We start from the raw sequence: 13,982 nt of genomic DNA, 5'->3' as shown, positions 1-13,982 counted from the left end.
GGCGCCCGGCTTTTCGTGTCGCGGTTCTGGTCGCGCATGCCTGGCGGTCGCCCGGAAAGGCACTGACACGGGGGAAATTCCCCAGCGAAAGGCAGCGTGAAGGCGCGGGTTCGGCAACTCTCCCAGAACCCCCTTCGCAAGCGGGAGTTCACGGTGTTCCGGGGTCTGCGGACAGGGTCAGGCCGAATCCAAAAGAGTGCAAATTGTGTCGAAATCCACGACGGAGGATATTTCCTCCGCGCTCAACTGCCGGCGCAGCTGTTTCTCGATCATGAGGATGAGCCGGATATGGCCAATGCTGTCCCAGCCTTCCGTCTCTCCGATACGGACCGCATCCGGGAGTCCTTGCGGGGCGACGCCCAGCGCCTCGGCGATCAGCTTGCGATACCGGGCCTTCATGATGCGGTGGTCCGGGTGTTGCGGATCTCATCCCATTCCTCTTTGAAGAGACGAAATACAAGCATGTCGAGGCGGGTATCGGGGTCCGCGACGGAAACCGTATGGGACATCAGGGTGCCCTCCTGTATCCACCCCTGGGCCTTGTAATTGAAGACCGACGCGAAATTTCTTGCAAACGGATAGCCCATTGCCTTCACGAGGTCATGCGTCTCGAAAAAATAATCCAGCAGTGCGGCGCGCGTTTCAAGGATCACGTTCTTGCCCCACCAGGCCCGATCCCCAAGAAAATATTCAAAGCTTGCAACACCTGCACCCGGACGCCTGGAGATCAGGAAATACCCAATCGGTGTCCCGGACTTGTCGAAGATTCCCGGCATGAATGTCCGTACGCCATTGACGTCCAGCGCCATGCGCACGAAATGGGCGTGTGCAATTTCCGGGTCGATCTTCTGATTATACATCAGCATTGCCTCGCGATCGGCTGCCCAGTCCACCCATGTCTGGTCGATGTCGGTCGTGCGGACGCCACGGATGAGGAACCGCTCGGTTTCGATCTCGATGCGCTTGGGCCGGTGAAGCGCCGGTGCGGCGGGACCGCCCCCCGGCAAAGGGGACTTGTCCACGGCATCGTCAGTCATGGCTGTCCCTTTCCTTTTCACGTTCAAGCGCCCGCTCACGCAGCAGCGTCCGGCTGATCTTGCCGCGGGCGGTCAGGGGTATGGAGTTGGCAATCTCGATTCGGATCGGCCAGGCAGGCCGCCTGGTGTATTTTTGCAGGTGCGCCCGCAGATCGGCGATCGGTGGGCGGCAGCCGTGCTCGGGGACGACGCAAACCGCGACCGCCTCCCCGGTGATTTCGTCCGCGACCGCGAAGGCGACCGCAGTGGCCACTTCCGGGCAGCTGGCCAGCGCACTTTCGATTTCCGAAGGATCCACCTTGATCCCGCCGACATTGATCAGGTCCTTGATCCGGGGGCCGAGGCGCAGCCGCCCGTCGCCGTCCAGGCTGCCCCTGTCGCCGGTGTGGAACCAGCCGCGGTCGAGGGCCATGCCGCTTTCCGAAGGGGCATCCACGTAGCCGGCCATTACCGATGGCCCTGAGACGAGGATCTCACCCTCTCCGCTGTTCATGATGGCGCCGTTGTCGGCGCGGATTGCCAGTTGGGCACCAAAAGGGTATCCCACATCGCCCGGTTGGTAATTCTGATCTACAGCCGCTGCCGCGATCCAGTTCGAACATTCCGTGATGCCATAGCAGTTGTAAAGCGACACCGTCGGGCCAGCCCATTTCCGGATGCGGGTGACCAGGCTCGTGGTCAGCGGGGCAGAGCCCACATGAACCCGCAAGGGCGTGGACAGCCTGGGCGAGGGGCTCAACCGTGTCGCCGTTTCCCAAAGGCTGGGAACCGAACTCATGAAACTGATGGATTGTGCCTCCAGCGTTTCTCCAAGCCGCATGGGCATCCGGGCGGCGCAGGGGTCGAAGACAAGCCGGCCCCCGGCCGCGATTGCCGTCAGTGCGTTGCCGATCAGGCCGTGTCCGAAGGACAGCGGCAGAGGAACGAAAACCGTGTCCAGGGCCGCGTGCCCGATGAAGGCAATATTTGCCTCGATCCGTGCGGAAAGACCGGTATGGGTCAATGCGACCCATTTCGGTGCTCCGGACGTTCCGGATGTGGCCAACAGCAGAGCGGGGGGCGTTTCGCAGCCCATCAGGTTCCTGTCAGGGGGGGCCGCGTATTGCTGAATGGCGTTGTCAGTGATGATGGCGGCGACGCAGAGCCGGTCGCAAAACCTTGCAACCGTCGCCTCCGGGTAGCTGTAATCGGCGATGACGGCGGTATTTCCACTGCGCCAGACAGCGAAGATTGCAGTCAGAATCCGAATGGGCGACCGGGCGCGGATGAGGATGCGGCCGGGAGGTGGCGGAAGTTTTCCGGCAAGTCTCGATACGGCAATCTCGAATGCCTCTGCGGCGATCCGCTCCCCCGACTGGAGGTCGACAAGCTCGGACGGGGCACAGTAGTGCCAGAATTCGGCCAGCGGGGATGATAACGTTTCAGGCATGGGCGATCTTCCTGGTTTCGTCCGTCGGAACCTCGTGATCCGTATCGTGCTTTGTGTTTCCTTGTTCCTTCGCCCCCAAAAGCACCCGTGCGCAGCGGCTGCGCATGGGGGCGTTCCAGAACTGCTGTGCCGAGAGGTCTTCGACGATCTCGGACGGGAGCATCGGTTCGCGTTCTTGCCAGCGAACCGGACCGTGGACGGTGTGCAGGCCGGGCGTGTTGAGGTGTTCGTCAAAGCGTTCGGCGGTGTAGCGAACATTTTCGAAATCATGGTCATATGCGGGCAGATTCACGAACCGGTAAACCGCGTCGATCGCCGTACCCGGATCGAAGCAAAGCGCATCGTATTCGAGGATCATCACACGTTCGGAATGGGGCCCGAACACCGCTTTCTTGAGGTTGGCCAGGGGATCCCCGATGAAGCCCCCCGGAGAAATCATCCGCCGGGCGCGCTGGGCGATGTTCTCACCGGGGGCGGTAAGGCTGGACAGGCGCATGGGATCGCGTTCAAGAACCCTTTCGACCGAATCCAGAATCATGGACGGGTCGCGGACGCAGGCGATGAAGCGGGCGTCGGGGAAGATATGCAGGACTTCCGCAATTCGGCCGGCCCAGGCGCGGTTGGTGTCGAAAATCACCATATCATCCGCTTTTTCGGCGTAATACGCGCTGAAGACCGCACGCATCAGGCGGGCTCTGGCTGGCGAGGTGAAGAAGCTCGACAGTTCGACATTGCTGGAACAAAGCGTCAGAAGGTGCTGGGTCAGCGAGCCGACCGGGCTTGTCATTTCGGCGGATATTCGTGGATTTTGCCGCAAAATGGCCGACAGCAAGGTCGACCCCGATCGGGGCAGGCCGGTAATGAAATGAAATGTCTTACCCATACAGATACCCCATGCGCAAAGCTTTCTCCAATGACCCTTTCAAATCAAGGCGTATGCCCGGACCCATCCTGCGGGATGTCGTGGCGCATCTGCCGGGCAAGGTTTCTAGCCGCCAGCAGGGATGACGCTGATTTCCCTGGCTTCGCGGGCTTTAAGAACCCGCCGCGCTTTCGGTCCGTAGGAGGCGGTGACCTCGCCCGGCGTGCGATCCAGTTCGGGGAACATTGTCAGGATCTCGCGGCGAGAATCCGCAGCCAGAGACCGCAGCGACATCTTGCCGGGATACAGGGATTCCGCCAGTGCGCCATTGGCCCAGACCATCTCATGCTGGTCGAAGAACATGTGATAGTAACTGACCTCCTCCACCTTGGTGTCGACAATGACGGACTTGTCGTTCACCAGGTGCTTTGCCGGAACCAGCGCGCCCTGACTTTCGCCGGTCAGCGCCTCCACCAGCGGGCCGTCGACAAACACGCGATGCTGCGGAGAGACCGACAGGGCGCGTGTATTGCCCAAGGTATTCTTGCGGAATTTTACGGGGCGGTATTCGGGATGCAGGCGAAGGTCGGACTTGTAGTAGGTGCGCTTGCCGATCCAGCGGATGGGCCGGGGGCCGTGGTCGGCTGTTTCCACCAGGTCGCCGATTTGCAGGGATTCAATCCGTTTTTCGCCTTCGGGGGTCAGGATTTTCGTGCCTTCGGTAAAACAGACGATACTCACACTGGCAAAACCGATAAGGCTGAACCGGAGTTCGTCACCGCTGGCGTCGAAAAGGCGCAGCGTGGCGCTTTCCGGGCCGGTGATGGTCAGGGAGTAAGTGATGCTGTCATTGAGCTTGAGCCGAAGGGAATCGTTGCCGTCAGCGTTCCCCCATCTCAGGGTGTAGGTGACCACGCCTTTGTTTTTTTTCGTGCCGCCGAAATCGGTTGCCTGGATGTCCAGGGCAACCACATCGTCGGCCGAGCCGTAGCCCGATGTCGTTTCGGATGAGTTGAAGGTCCTTGTCCCGCCTTTCTTGAGATACAGCGTGGGGGCCGTATCGAGAATGGTGATCCTGTAAGTATCCGCAGAGGTGCTTGTGCTTGAGGCATCGGGAAGCCCGGCCCAATTCATATAGATCCCGTCACCGGGAGGGTCGTTGGTCGTGAGAGATGGGTCGATGTTCCAATTGTAGGTCGGCATGCCGGCTTACTCCGTATCAACCTTGAATCGTTATGTCGCGCCTGGTCCTATAGTTGCAGACTAATACTCTTTTGGGTGCGGTCAAATTTTTTGTTAACCTTATGGTTGCTTTGTGTTTGCACTGGACGGTCCCGGAACGTCCTTGCGGACGCTCTGGACCCGAAGGTCAGAAGCCGTACACCGAAACGAAGCTTTCGTATTGAGTGCTAGAGTGTCGGGTTTTCTGCCACAAGGGGTGCGGTGCCGGTGTGGCGAAACACAAGCTGGATTTGCAAGAAAGAGAATGTGGCGGTTTGTATACTTTTCGGCATGCCTTTCATCGGATGGGTATGCGGGACGCGATGGCCCGGGTTTGCGCAGGTGGCGAAATCTGTCAGATGCGGGACCGCAATTTCCGGTTGGATGGTGCGGCCCGTCATCTGTGGGAGGGGTGCCCTGGTTGGAGCGGGCAAATTCGTCCCCGCCGTGCTGGGGCCTGCTTTCGGGGCACGGCGGGGTGGCCTGACGAGTGTCCTGCTTCCCGTCAGGCGAACTCATGGGATTATTCTTCGCATGGGCGGCGTTTCGCGCTCTTGCGGGGTGCTGTGCGGCCGCTGCCAGTTCTGCCACCAGCCGCTTTTGCTGCGGGCTCCCCGGGATTGGCCGGGTTCTGGTCATGGGGATGTCCTGATCGGCCATCGCCGGGAACAGCGGCAGGGTCTCCTCCTCGCGCGACTCGGGTGGAATGGTCTCGCGTGCCTTTTGGTCCAGGCCCAGGTTTTCGGTCAGGGCATCTTCGGCAAAACGGATCGCCTGTCGGTCTAACATCAGATGGAAATATTTCACCTCATCGACGGTCTCATCGACGAAAACCCCCGGCCGCCCGGCCAGCTTGCTCGCGGCAACCGGACATTCGTGCGTGCCCGGCAGACTTGCGGCAATGTGGGAGGCCACCATCTTCCTGTGCTGGCGGGATGCCAGAAGATCACGGCCTGCCAACCCGTTACCCGATACCCCCGCTGAAATGTGAGTGGGGCGGGGTTTGGGGCGGGCCTCCGGATTGGCCCCGGCCTTCTTGCCTGACCCGACCCGGCGAATGGGGTGTTCCCCACGGTTCAGTGTCACGATCCGGACGCCGGGGCGAAGCGTCTCGACCCTCCGGGAGCCGGTATCGGCCCGGATGGGCGTTTCCCGTGTAAGGCATGGCGCGGCGATATCGTCATAGAGCGCGGCGGATTCAGGCCTTTCATGGGGGATTGTAGAGGGGGTGGCGACATCCTCCTCCCCTGGTCCCCCGGTCAGGAAATACCCGACGATCTCACCCGGCCGGTCGGCAATCCCATCTCCGGCCATCTCGAGAACGAGTTCGCATCCCTTGCCGACGAGATTACCGCCCAAATCGTGAACAAATGCGCGGGACCTCGTGGTCTGGAGCATGCCGTCACAGGCTTTGCCGCTTACGACCTGATCTTCGATGTCCTGTCGACCGGCTGCGCCGAACGGATCGTTCCGCAAATCGTCGCTGCCCTCGGGGGCTCTCCCGTCTCCCCCGGAGCGGGTGATATCGGTTGCCGTGGAGATGCTGTAAATGAAGCCAGCGACCGTTTTCACGCGACCGACCGTCGAAGCGTCCGCGTCGCCCAGAACCTCCCGGTAGATACTGTCATGATCGGCCATCGTTATACTCCGTTAAGTTGTGTGAACAATTCATGTTCAGCGAACAACCGATTTTACATATATCCCCATTGAAGCCGGTGAGCGCCTGCCGAAACGTCTCCTAAGGCTATCAAAATGTGCAAACACGTATCCTGAATTTAATTCGGGTTGCTTTAGACCCTCACCCTCCAAGGCAATTTTAATCCGAGTATGATTTGAATCTTTTGGGTCGAACCTCATAGGAATCTCTGTAAGCTTGTGATGCTGTCTTCTTTTCCCCTGCTTGTCTTGCGCAGGCCTTTTCCAAAAAGGATGCTCGATTTCTTTTCTAATGATTGCAGGCGCCTCCCACATGAAATGTTCATAGGCGCGTCAAAAAAGATAATGAATTTGGCGAAAAATTTAATGAATCCGTGGTTTCCAGATTTCGCCCGGCCCCCAGCACCCGCATCGCGTCAAGGGAGAAGAGGGCGAATATCCCCCCTTGCAATATCATGACGATGTGGTCTGGGCGGTATGCGGGGCCGGTTTCTTGTCGACATGGCGAAACGCGGTTGATGTGACCCAGTGATTCGAATCACGCCGGTTCCCATCGGAATTCGGGGAAGAGGGCAGGACTGCCCACGCCCAATTTCGGCACCGGTGCCGAAAAGACGCGGGGTGTCAAAGCCACAGATCCGAGTTGCGGATCGACGGAGAAGCGCCCTGCGCAGCCTCGGGCTTTTGCGGGAGAGAGAGCGCCCGGAAATTTGCCCGGCCCTTTTGCACGCACCGGGTCCGCGCAACGGTTATCGCTGGACTAGCTGTAATTTCAACGCCCGAAAGCGGTGAGGCCGTATGATTTCAAAAGGCTCCACCGCAAGGCAGCCCATGCTTGCGGGCAATCCGGTGTTCCGGTGAAAACGAAATTCCCGGGCTCTGCCGAATGAAGTTTGTATCTGTCCTGTTCCCGGATATCCGCCAAAAATGTACCCTCCGGCGGCGCGTCGCCTCACCCCAGCCAAGGGGCGAAAACGAAGCGTGCGCGATTTCAGGATGTATAAATTCCCGCATGCCCCAGACAGGTCGCGTCCCCGTGGGCGATAAGCCCCGGTCGCGTCCGATCCACCCCGGTGGCAGAGGGTGGATCGGAATGCCGGGTTCAGTTCGCAGCGGCTTTTTCAGCCTCTCCGGCCCCGGCGTCGCCCCCTTCCTCCGCCGCCGGAAGCGTTCCGACGATCAGTGGCAGCATCCCGGCAGAACCGGGCTGGGCCAGTTCGCCTTCGGGCGGTTCTTTCCAGCTCATCGTGTCGAAGGCCTTGCAACTGGGGCAGACCGCGGCCCATGTTGCATGGGCGGTTCCGCAGCTGTCGCAGGTCCACTGGGCCCCACGCGGGGCGTTCACCGCCCGTGCCAGCCAGCCGCGCACCACGGCTTCCTCGGCGCCCATGCCGCGCTCGATCGCGGCCATCAGTGTCAGGGCACGCTGACTTGGCGCGGTTTCTACCAGATCGCCCAGCGCCTTGCGCGCAGCAGGGAAGTCCTCTGCAGCAAGGTAAAGCTCCGCCTTGAGCATCCGCGTTTCCGGGTGATCGGAACGGGCCGATGTCAGCTCTCCAAAGCGCCTCACGCGTTCTTCGGGGGTTTCATCGGGTGCGATTTCGGCAAAAGCGGCCGCCAGTTCGGGGTGCGGCTGGGTTTCCCATGTCTTTTTGAGAACCTTGGCCGCAAAGCGGGGTTTGTCCTGTTCCACGTAGCTGCGGGCGGCCATGATCGCCGCGGGCACGAGGTCCGGCGACAGGCGATTTGCTTCGATTGCAGCTTCCTGGGCCCGGGCGGTTTCGCCATCGGCCTGTGCATCGCGGGCCTCTTGCAGGGCCAGTACCGCATCGCGGCGGCGGTGCACATCACGGGGCAGGTTGCCATGGCGCAGCTTTGCATTCAGGGTCTGGCGCGCGCCCTTCCAGTCCTCGTGGCCGGCCTGAAGCTGAAGCAGCGTATCTTGCGTTTCCTCATGCCGGGGTTTGAGGGCAAAGGCCTTCTCCGCCAGTTTCAGCGCGGTGTCTGTGTCGCCTTCGTCCAGTTTTTGCTTCATCAGGCCACGCACCCCGATAAAGCGGGTCCGCTCATCGCTTACCAGTTTCTTGTAAACCGTGGTGGCCTTGCGTTTGTCGCCGGTCATTTCGGCGGCGTAGGCGGTCAGCAGGTTGGTCAGTTCCGGGCGCCGGAGAAAGCGTTCGGCCTTGGCGGCATTGGACATGGCAAGGCGACCCTCGCCTGCGGCCAGCGCCGTCATGCCGTCAGCCAGCGCCTGAAATCCACGCCGTTCGCGAGAGCGGTTGAAATAGCGGCTGATTGCGGTTTCATCCCCGTTGACGAACCGCAGCAGCGCCACCAGAAACCCGGCGACTTTCAGCAACACCCACACACACAGCACCAGAAGCAGCGCCAGAATGACCGCCTGAAGGGGGCCGAAGGTGAACTCCATGTCGCCTATGGCCACGCGGATGCCGGGGCCGGTTTCCATCAGCAGTCCGGCGCCATAGGTCAGTCCTGCGACCAGGACGACGAAGAAAAGGATCTTGATAAGAGACCAAAGCATGTTTCGCGTCCTCAGTTGCTGTTCAGGCTTTCATAGAGGGAACGGGCCGCGGCCAGGGCCTCGATCCGCGCGGAGGCCGCAGCCACCCAGTCGGCCATCGCATCCTGGCCGGCCTGTGGCAGCGTGGCAAGTTCGCCGATCGCCTGGTCGAGATCGCCCGAATCGACCGCCGCCTCGGCGCGGGAGAGGACCGCGTCCGGGTCGTCACCCTCACGCGGGGCGAGGGAGCGCGCGCCAAGCTGGCTGCGCAGAAAGGCCGTGAACCTGCCCGCGGGTTCGGTCTCGGCGGTTTCCCTGAGAGATTCAGCCAAGGCTGCCCGCGCGGCGGAGGGGAAGGTGCTGCGCAGGTCTGCCAGACTGGGGGCCCCGTCCTGGGCAACCCCGGACAATGCCTCGGGGATTTCGGTATTGCCAAGATCGGTGAGCGCATCGTCGAAGCTTTCCCCGCTGTCCAGCGCGGCCGCGATGCGCAGCATTGCCGCACGGGCCTTCTGGGCTTCGGCGGTTTTGCGGGCTTCTTCAATCAGGGCCTCTGCCTCGTCGGAGGTCGTTGAAACCGAAGCGGCGAGTTCCGCGTTGCGGGCTTGCTGCGCAGCAAGTTCCTCGCGCATGGCGGTGATTTCCTGTTCGTAAGCGGCCAGCGCGGCGGCAGCCTCGTCATTTCCACCTGTGACGATCAGGTCCTCGACCCGCGCCTCCAGCGCGTCCAGCCGCGCGCCCAGCGCCGCGAGATCGCCGGACAGGTCCGGTGCGGCTTCGGGGGCCGGGGTATTGGCCAGGCTGGCGACCTGTGCCTCCAGTGCGGCGAGTTTGTCGGCACTGGCGTTCATCTCGGAGCCGGTTGTGCCGGTGCCGGGAAAGGGCCAGCCCTCCGGCTTGATGTATTGAGCGGCACCATAGCCGATGGCAGCGGCCAGCAAACCGCCGATCACACCGCCGAGAAGTCCGCCGGAGCGTTTCTGCGGCGCCGGTTCGGCCGTGGTCGGGGCGGGATCTTCGGCGGGTGATTGTGCCATGTCTTCTTCTGGCGCGGCTTCGACGATCTCGGCCTCCTCGATGCGCGCGTCCTCCGGTGCTGCCGGGGTTTCGGACCCGGTTTCGGGCGACGTTACGCCTTCGGCTTCTGTCTCTTTGTCGGAGTTCTCCACGGCTACCCGCCTTTCGATTTGAATACACTGTCCACACGACGCGTCGCGACGTCGCGGGCAGCTTAGCTTGACGCAGGCGTTCCCTCAACCCGCACGGGCTGCGTCAATCAGGTTCGCCAGGGCATCCATCATCGAGGCGGCAGAGGGGTTCTTTGCCTGTTCCAGCCGTGCGGGGACGGGGCCGGCCCAGCGATCGGTCACGGCGGCGCTCATCGTGGCGACCCATGGGTGCGCATCGCTGCCCGCCAGGCCCTTGGAAACCAGCGCCGCGCTGCGCGGGGAAAAAAGCGGCAAAAGCGCGATCTCCGCCGCTTCCAGTGTCGCGCGGCCCTCGGGGGGCAGGGGGCGGGCGATCTGATCGTAGACGACGACCTCTCCGGTCGGGATGCCGGCAGCGGTCAGTCGCGGGGCAATGGCGCCGCGTGAGTGGACGCCATGAACATGCAGAAGCCGCCCCTCCGGCGGGTTGGCGGTAATGCGGGCGATCAGATCTTCGGCATTGCCCTGCCCGGTTCTTGTTTCCATGCCGGCGCGGCGGGCGGCTGCGGCGGTGCGCGCGCCTACGCACCAGGCGGGCAGGTCGCGGGCGCCGCAGGACCGGGTAAATGCGGCCACGCCGTTTTCCGAACTGAAGATCAGCCCGGCGATTCCATCTACTGAGATCGGAGCGTCGGTCGGCACGATTTCCATCACCGGGAAAATCGCGGCCGGGATGGCGTCTCCGAAACGCATTGCGAACTGGCTGGCAAAGCGGGCCGATTGCGCCTTGGGCCGGGTCAGGATCAGGGTTATGCGCGGGGAAGACATATGCTACCTGTCGGGATTGTGCGGAACCTGCGCCGGTGTTACCTGCCATATCGAGGCCACGCAACGGAAAGACCATGGGCGCGACACTGACCCTCATCGGGCTGGAGAGCAGCTGCGACGATACCGCTGCGGCGGTGGTTCGGCACGCCTCCGGCGCGCGCCCGGAAATTCTTTCTTCCGTGGTGGCGGGCCAGACGGATCTGCATGCGCCGTTCGGGGGGGTCGTTCCTGAAATCGCCGCCCGTGCCCATGCCGAAAAGGTGGATATCTGTGTCGAGGCCGCGCTGGCGGAGGCGGGCGTTGGCCTGGCGGCGCTGGATGCCATTGCCGTGACGGCCGGGCCGGGGCTGATTGGCGGTGTCCTGTCGGGGGTGATGTGTGCCAAGGGGCTGGCGGCGGCCAGCGGATTGCCTCTGGTCGGGATCAATCATCTTGCCGGGCATGCGTTGACCCCGCGCCTGACCGATGGGCTGGCGTTTCCTTACCTGATACTTCTGGTGTCCGGCGGGCACTGCCAGTTCCTTATGGTGCGTGGGGCGGAAGATTTCACCCGCCTTGGCGGCACGATCGACGACGCTCCCGGAGAAGCTTTCGACAAGACGGCCAGGTTGCTGGCCTTGCCCCAGCCCGGCGGCCCGGCGGTCGAGGCCGAGGCGGCGGCGGGGGATCCGGCAAGGTTCACCTTTCCGCGCCCTCTGTTGGACCGGCCGGGGTGTGACCTGTCCTTTTCCGGGCTGAAAACCGCGCTGTTGCGTGCCCGCGACGCCCTGATTGCGGAAAAGGGCGGCTTGACCCGTGCCGACCGTGCCGATCTGTGCGCAGGGTTTCAGGCGGCTGTCCGCGATGTGCTGGTTGAAAAGTCCCGCCGTGCAATCACGCTCTACCTGCAAGAGGGTCCTGACAGCCCCGCGATTGCCGTCGCCGGGGGGGTTGCGGCCAATGCCAGCCTGCGTGCCGCCCTTCGGGTGCTGGCGGAGGAGGCCGGGCTGCGGTTCGTTGCGCCGCCGCTGCGCCTGTGCACGGACAATGCCGCGATGATCGCCTGGGCCGGGATTGAGCGTTTTCGAGCCGGGCACTGCGATGACATGACACTTGCCGCCCGCCCGCGTTGGCCCTTGGATACGGTCAGCCCGGCCATGCTGGGCACCGGAAAGAAAGGGGCAAAAGCATGAGCAGCATCTCGATCGCAGGAGCGGGTGCTTTCGGGGCGGCGCTGGCTGTGGCGCTGGCGCAGGCGGGGCGCAAGGTTACCCTCTGGGCGCGGGATCCGGCGCAGGTGGCGCAGATGCGTGAAACCCGTGAAAACCCGCGCCTGCCCGGCGTGCTGTTGCCCGAGAACGTGACGCTTACGACCGAGGCTGCGGCCTTGGCCGGTGGTGCGGTGGTCTTGCTGGCGGTGCCGATGCAGGCGCTGTCCGGGTTTTTGCAGGAGCATGGCGCGGTTCTGGACGGTCGCCCGCTGGTGGCCTGCTGCAAAGGGGTGGACCTGGCCTCCGGGCTTGGTCCTACGGCGATCATTGCGCGAAACTGTCCTGCCGCCACCCCTGCGGTCCTGACCGGGCCGAGCTTTGCCACCGACATTGCGCAGGGGTTGCCCACCGCGCTGACGCTGGCCTGTGCCGATCCTGTTGGGCCCGCGCTTCAGGAACAGCTCTCCACCCCTGTGCTGCGTCTGTATCGCAGTACCGACACCACAGGGACGGAGCTGGGCGGGGCGCTGAAGAACGTGATGGCGATTGCGTCGGGGATCGTCATGGGGGCGGGGCTGGGCGAAAGTGCGCGCGCGGCGCTGATTACCCGTGGCTTCGCTGAAATGCTGCGCTTTGCCCGCGCCCGTGGTGCGGAAGCCGAGACACTGGCCGGTTTGTCCGGGTTCGGGGATCTCGTGCTGACCTGTACGTCCGAACAGTCGCGCAACTTTCGCTATGGGCGTGCGCTGGGGCAGGGGGCGTATTTCGATCCGCGGATTACCGTGGAAGGCGCTGCTACTGCCCGTGCGGTTGCGGCGCTTGCACAGGCGCAGGGCATCGACATGCCGGTGACCGCGAGCGTTGCCCATGTGATTGACGGGCGCCGCAGCATTGCCGAAGCTGTGAAAGCTCTTCTCAGCCGGCCTCTGAAGGAGGAATGACATGCCGCTTTTTGCTTTGGTCTGCAAGGACAAGCCCGGTTGTCTCGGGATTCGCAAGACGAACCGGGACGCCCATCTGGCCTATATCCGCGATACCGGCGTGGTGGTTCAGGCGGGGCCGTTCCTGGATGATGCGGGAGAGATGTGCGGGTCGCTTGTGGTGCTGGACGTTGCGGACAGGGGCGCCGCCGAGGCCTGGGCGGCGCATGATCCTTACGCGCGGGCGGAGATGTTCGAAAGCGTTACCATCCAGGGATGGAAGAAGGTGGTGGGCTGATGGCCTGCTGGCTGTTCAAGTCCGAACCGGACACCTGGGGCTGGGAGGATCAGGTTGCAAGGGGCGATTTGGGTGAGGAATGGGACGGGGTGCGCAATTACCAGGCCCGAAACAACATGCGCGCCATGAAGCTGGGCGATCTGGGGTTCTTTTATCATTCCCTCAAGGAAAAGGCGATCGTGGGTATCGTTGAGGTCATTGCCACCGCGCATCCCGATTCGACGACCGACGACCCGCGCTGGGAGTGCGTTGACGTTAAAGCCATACGCCCCTTGCGCCGGGCGGTGACGCTGGAGATGTGCAAGGCGGATCCGCGCCTTGCCGATATGGTTCTGGTCAACAACTCCCGCCTGTCGGTCCAGCCGGTGACCGAGGCCGAGTGGCGCATCATCTGTGAAATGGGCGATTGATGGGGGGCCGGCCTGTGCCGCACCCCATCACCCCACGCGCACCAGGCGTGAAACTTTATGAAGGGCCATCATCCTGACTGGCGAAGTCAGGCTATGCGATGCGGACCCCGTCTTCAAAGGAAAATTGCGCAGGATTTGACTCTAACTTTGCGAAGCTTCAGGGCGCGCGGGAGTCAATCAATTTACAATTTTTTCTGGATTCAGTCATGAAATTGACCAAATTTATCACCAAAAACAAATAGGAAGTTCATTTTTTACAAGAATGTGTCAATTTCTGGGCAGCTTGCAAAGTACAGGCGGATAACGCCGCGCGACAAAGCCCAGGAGGAGACCATGCCCGAGACCAAAGCGGAAGCCGCAGCAATTCACCCGCCTTTGGCGGATTTTGCTTTGAGTTCGCACATTGATGCGCCTCGTTATTCTGAGATGTACCGTTTTTCTGTTGAGGATCCTGAGGGGTTC

The 13,982-nt window shown here is 62.4% G+C and carries 13 protein-coding genes; 4 read left to right on the top strand and 9 right to left on the bottom strand.

Annotated features, from left to right (window positions below; genetic code table 11):
- Positions 1–177 precede the first annotated feature (177 nt).
- The 9 genes from C8N32_RS13005 to C8N32_RS12965 all read right to left on the bottom strand — a co-directional run bounded on the left by C8N32_RS13005 (position 178) and on the right by C8N32_RS12965 (position 10,702).
- Complete coding sequence (locus C8N32_RS13005) at positions 178–399, bottom strand: acyl carrier protein (RefSeq protein WP_107893423.1); 222 nt, start codon at positions 397–399, stop codon at positions 178–180.
- A complete protein-coding gene (locus tag C8N32_RS13000) occupies positions 396–1,037 on the bottom strand; it encodes a GNAT family N-acetyltransferase (RefSeq protein ID WP_107893422.1) in 642 nt (213 codons plus the stop codon). The genes C8N32_RS13005 and C8N32_RS13000 overlap by 4 nt, the downstream gene beginning before the upstream one ends.
- On the bottom strand, positions 1,030–2,466 hold the full coding sequence (locus C8N32_RS12995; RefSeq protein ID WP_170106807.1) for a class I adenylate-forming enzyme family protein: 1,437 nt from the start codon (positions 2,464–2,466) through the stop codon (positions 1,030–1,032). The genes C8N32_RS13000 and C8N32_RS12995 overlap by 8 nt, the downstream gene beginning before the upstream one ends.
- Positions 2,459–3,349, bottom strand: coding sequence for a sulfotransferase family protein (locus C8N32_RS12990; RefSeq protein WP_107893420.1), 891 nt, complete (start codon positions 3,347–3,349; stop codon positions 2,459–2,461). The genes C8N32_RS12995 and C8N32_RS12990 overlap by 8 nt, the downstream gene beginning before the upstream one ends.
- Positions 3,350–3,454: 105 nt before the next feature.
- A complete protein-coding gene (locus C8N32_RS12985) occupies positions 3,455–4,531 on the bottom strand; it encodes a Hint domain-containing protein (RefSeq protein ID WP_107893419.1) in 1,077 nt (358 codons plus the stop codon).
- A 99-nt stretch (positions 4,532–4,630) separates the two neighbouring features.
- Complete coding sequence (locus C8N32_RS12980; RefSeq protein ID WP_107893418.1) at positions 4,631–6,187, bottom strand: Hint domain-containing protein; 1,557 nt, start codon at positions 6,185–6,187, stop codon at positions 4,631–4,633.
- Positions 6,188–7,307: 1,120 nt separating this feature from the next.
- Complete coding sequence (locus C8N32_RS12975) at positions 7,308–8,747, bottom strand: heme biosynthesis protein HemY (RefSeq protein WP_107893417.1); 1,440 nt, start codon at positions 8,745–8,747, stop codon at positions 7,308–7,310.
- 11 nt (positions 8,748–8,758) lie between these two features.
- Complete coding sequence (locus C8N32_RS12970; protein ID WP_107893416.1) at positions 8,759–9,895, bottom strand: COG4223 family protein; 1,137 nt, start codon at positions 9,893–9,895, stop codon at positions 8,759–8,761.
- Between the two features lie 84 nt (positions 9,896–9,979).
- Positions 9,980–10,702, bottom strand: a complete 723-nt coding sequence (locus C8N32_RS12965; protein WP_107893415.1) for a uroporphyrinogen-III synthase — start codon at positions 10,700–10,702, stop codon at positions 9,980–9,982.
- A 74-nt stretch (positions 10,703–10,776) separates the two neighbouring features.
- On the opposite strand from C8N32_RS12965, the gene tsaD reads away from it, so the two are divergent.
- From tsaD to C8N32_RS12945, 4 genes are read left to right on the top strand one after another with little or no spacing between them, the layout of a single operon-like run.
- Positions 10,777–11,874 carry a tRNA (adenosine(37)-N6)-threonylcarbamoyltransferase complex transferase subunit TsaD gene (tsaD, locus tag C8N32_RS12960; protein WP_107893414.1) on the top strand — a complete coding sequence of 366 codons (1,098 nt, stop codon included), beginning with the start codon at positions 10,777–10,779 and terminating at the stop codon, positions 11,872–11,874.
- The gene (locus C8N32_RS12955; RefSeq protein ID WP_107893413.1) at positions 11,871–12,833 is read left to right on the top strand and encodes an NAD(P)H-dependent glycerol-3-phosphate dehydrogenase; all 963 of its coding nucleotides are present in this window, start codon (positions 11,871–11,873) and stop codon (positions 12,831–12,833) included. Before tsaD ends, C8N32_RS12955 begins: the two co-directional genes overlap by 4 nt.
- Position 12,834: 1 nt before the next feature.
- Positions 12,835–13,110, top strand: coding sequence for a YciI family protein (locus tag C8N32_RS12950; RefSeq protein WP_107893412.1), 276 nt, complete (start codon positions 12,835–12,837; stop codon positions 13,108–13,110).
- Positions 13,110–13,520, top strand: a complete 411-nt coding sequence (locus C8N32_RS12945) for an EVE domain-containing protein (protein ID WP_107893411.1) — start codon at positions 13,110–13,112, stop codon at positions 13,518–13,520. The genes C8N32_RS12950 and C8N32_RS12945 overlap by 1 nt, the downstream gene beginning before the upstream one ends.
- Positions 13,521–13,982: the final 462 nt, after the last annotated feature.

Source organism: Rhodovulum imhoffii (assembly GCF_003046545.1).
GTDB lineage: Bacteria > Pseudomonadota > Alphaproteobacteria > Rhodobacterales > Rhodobacteraceae > Rhodovulum > Rhodovulum imhoffii.
The sequence above is the reverse complement of the archived record's forward strand: the minus strand, read 5'-3'. Positions and strand labels throughout refer to the sequence as shown.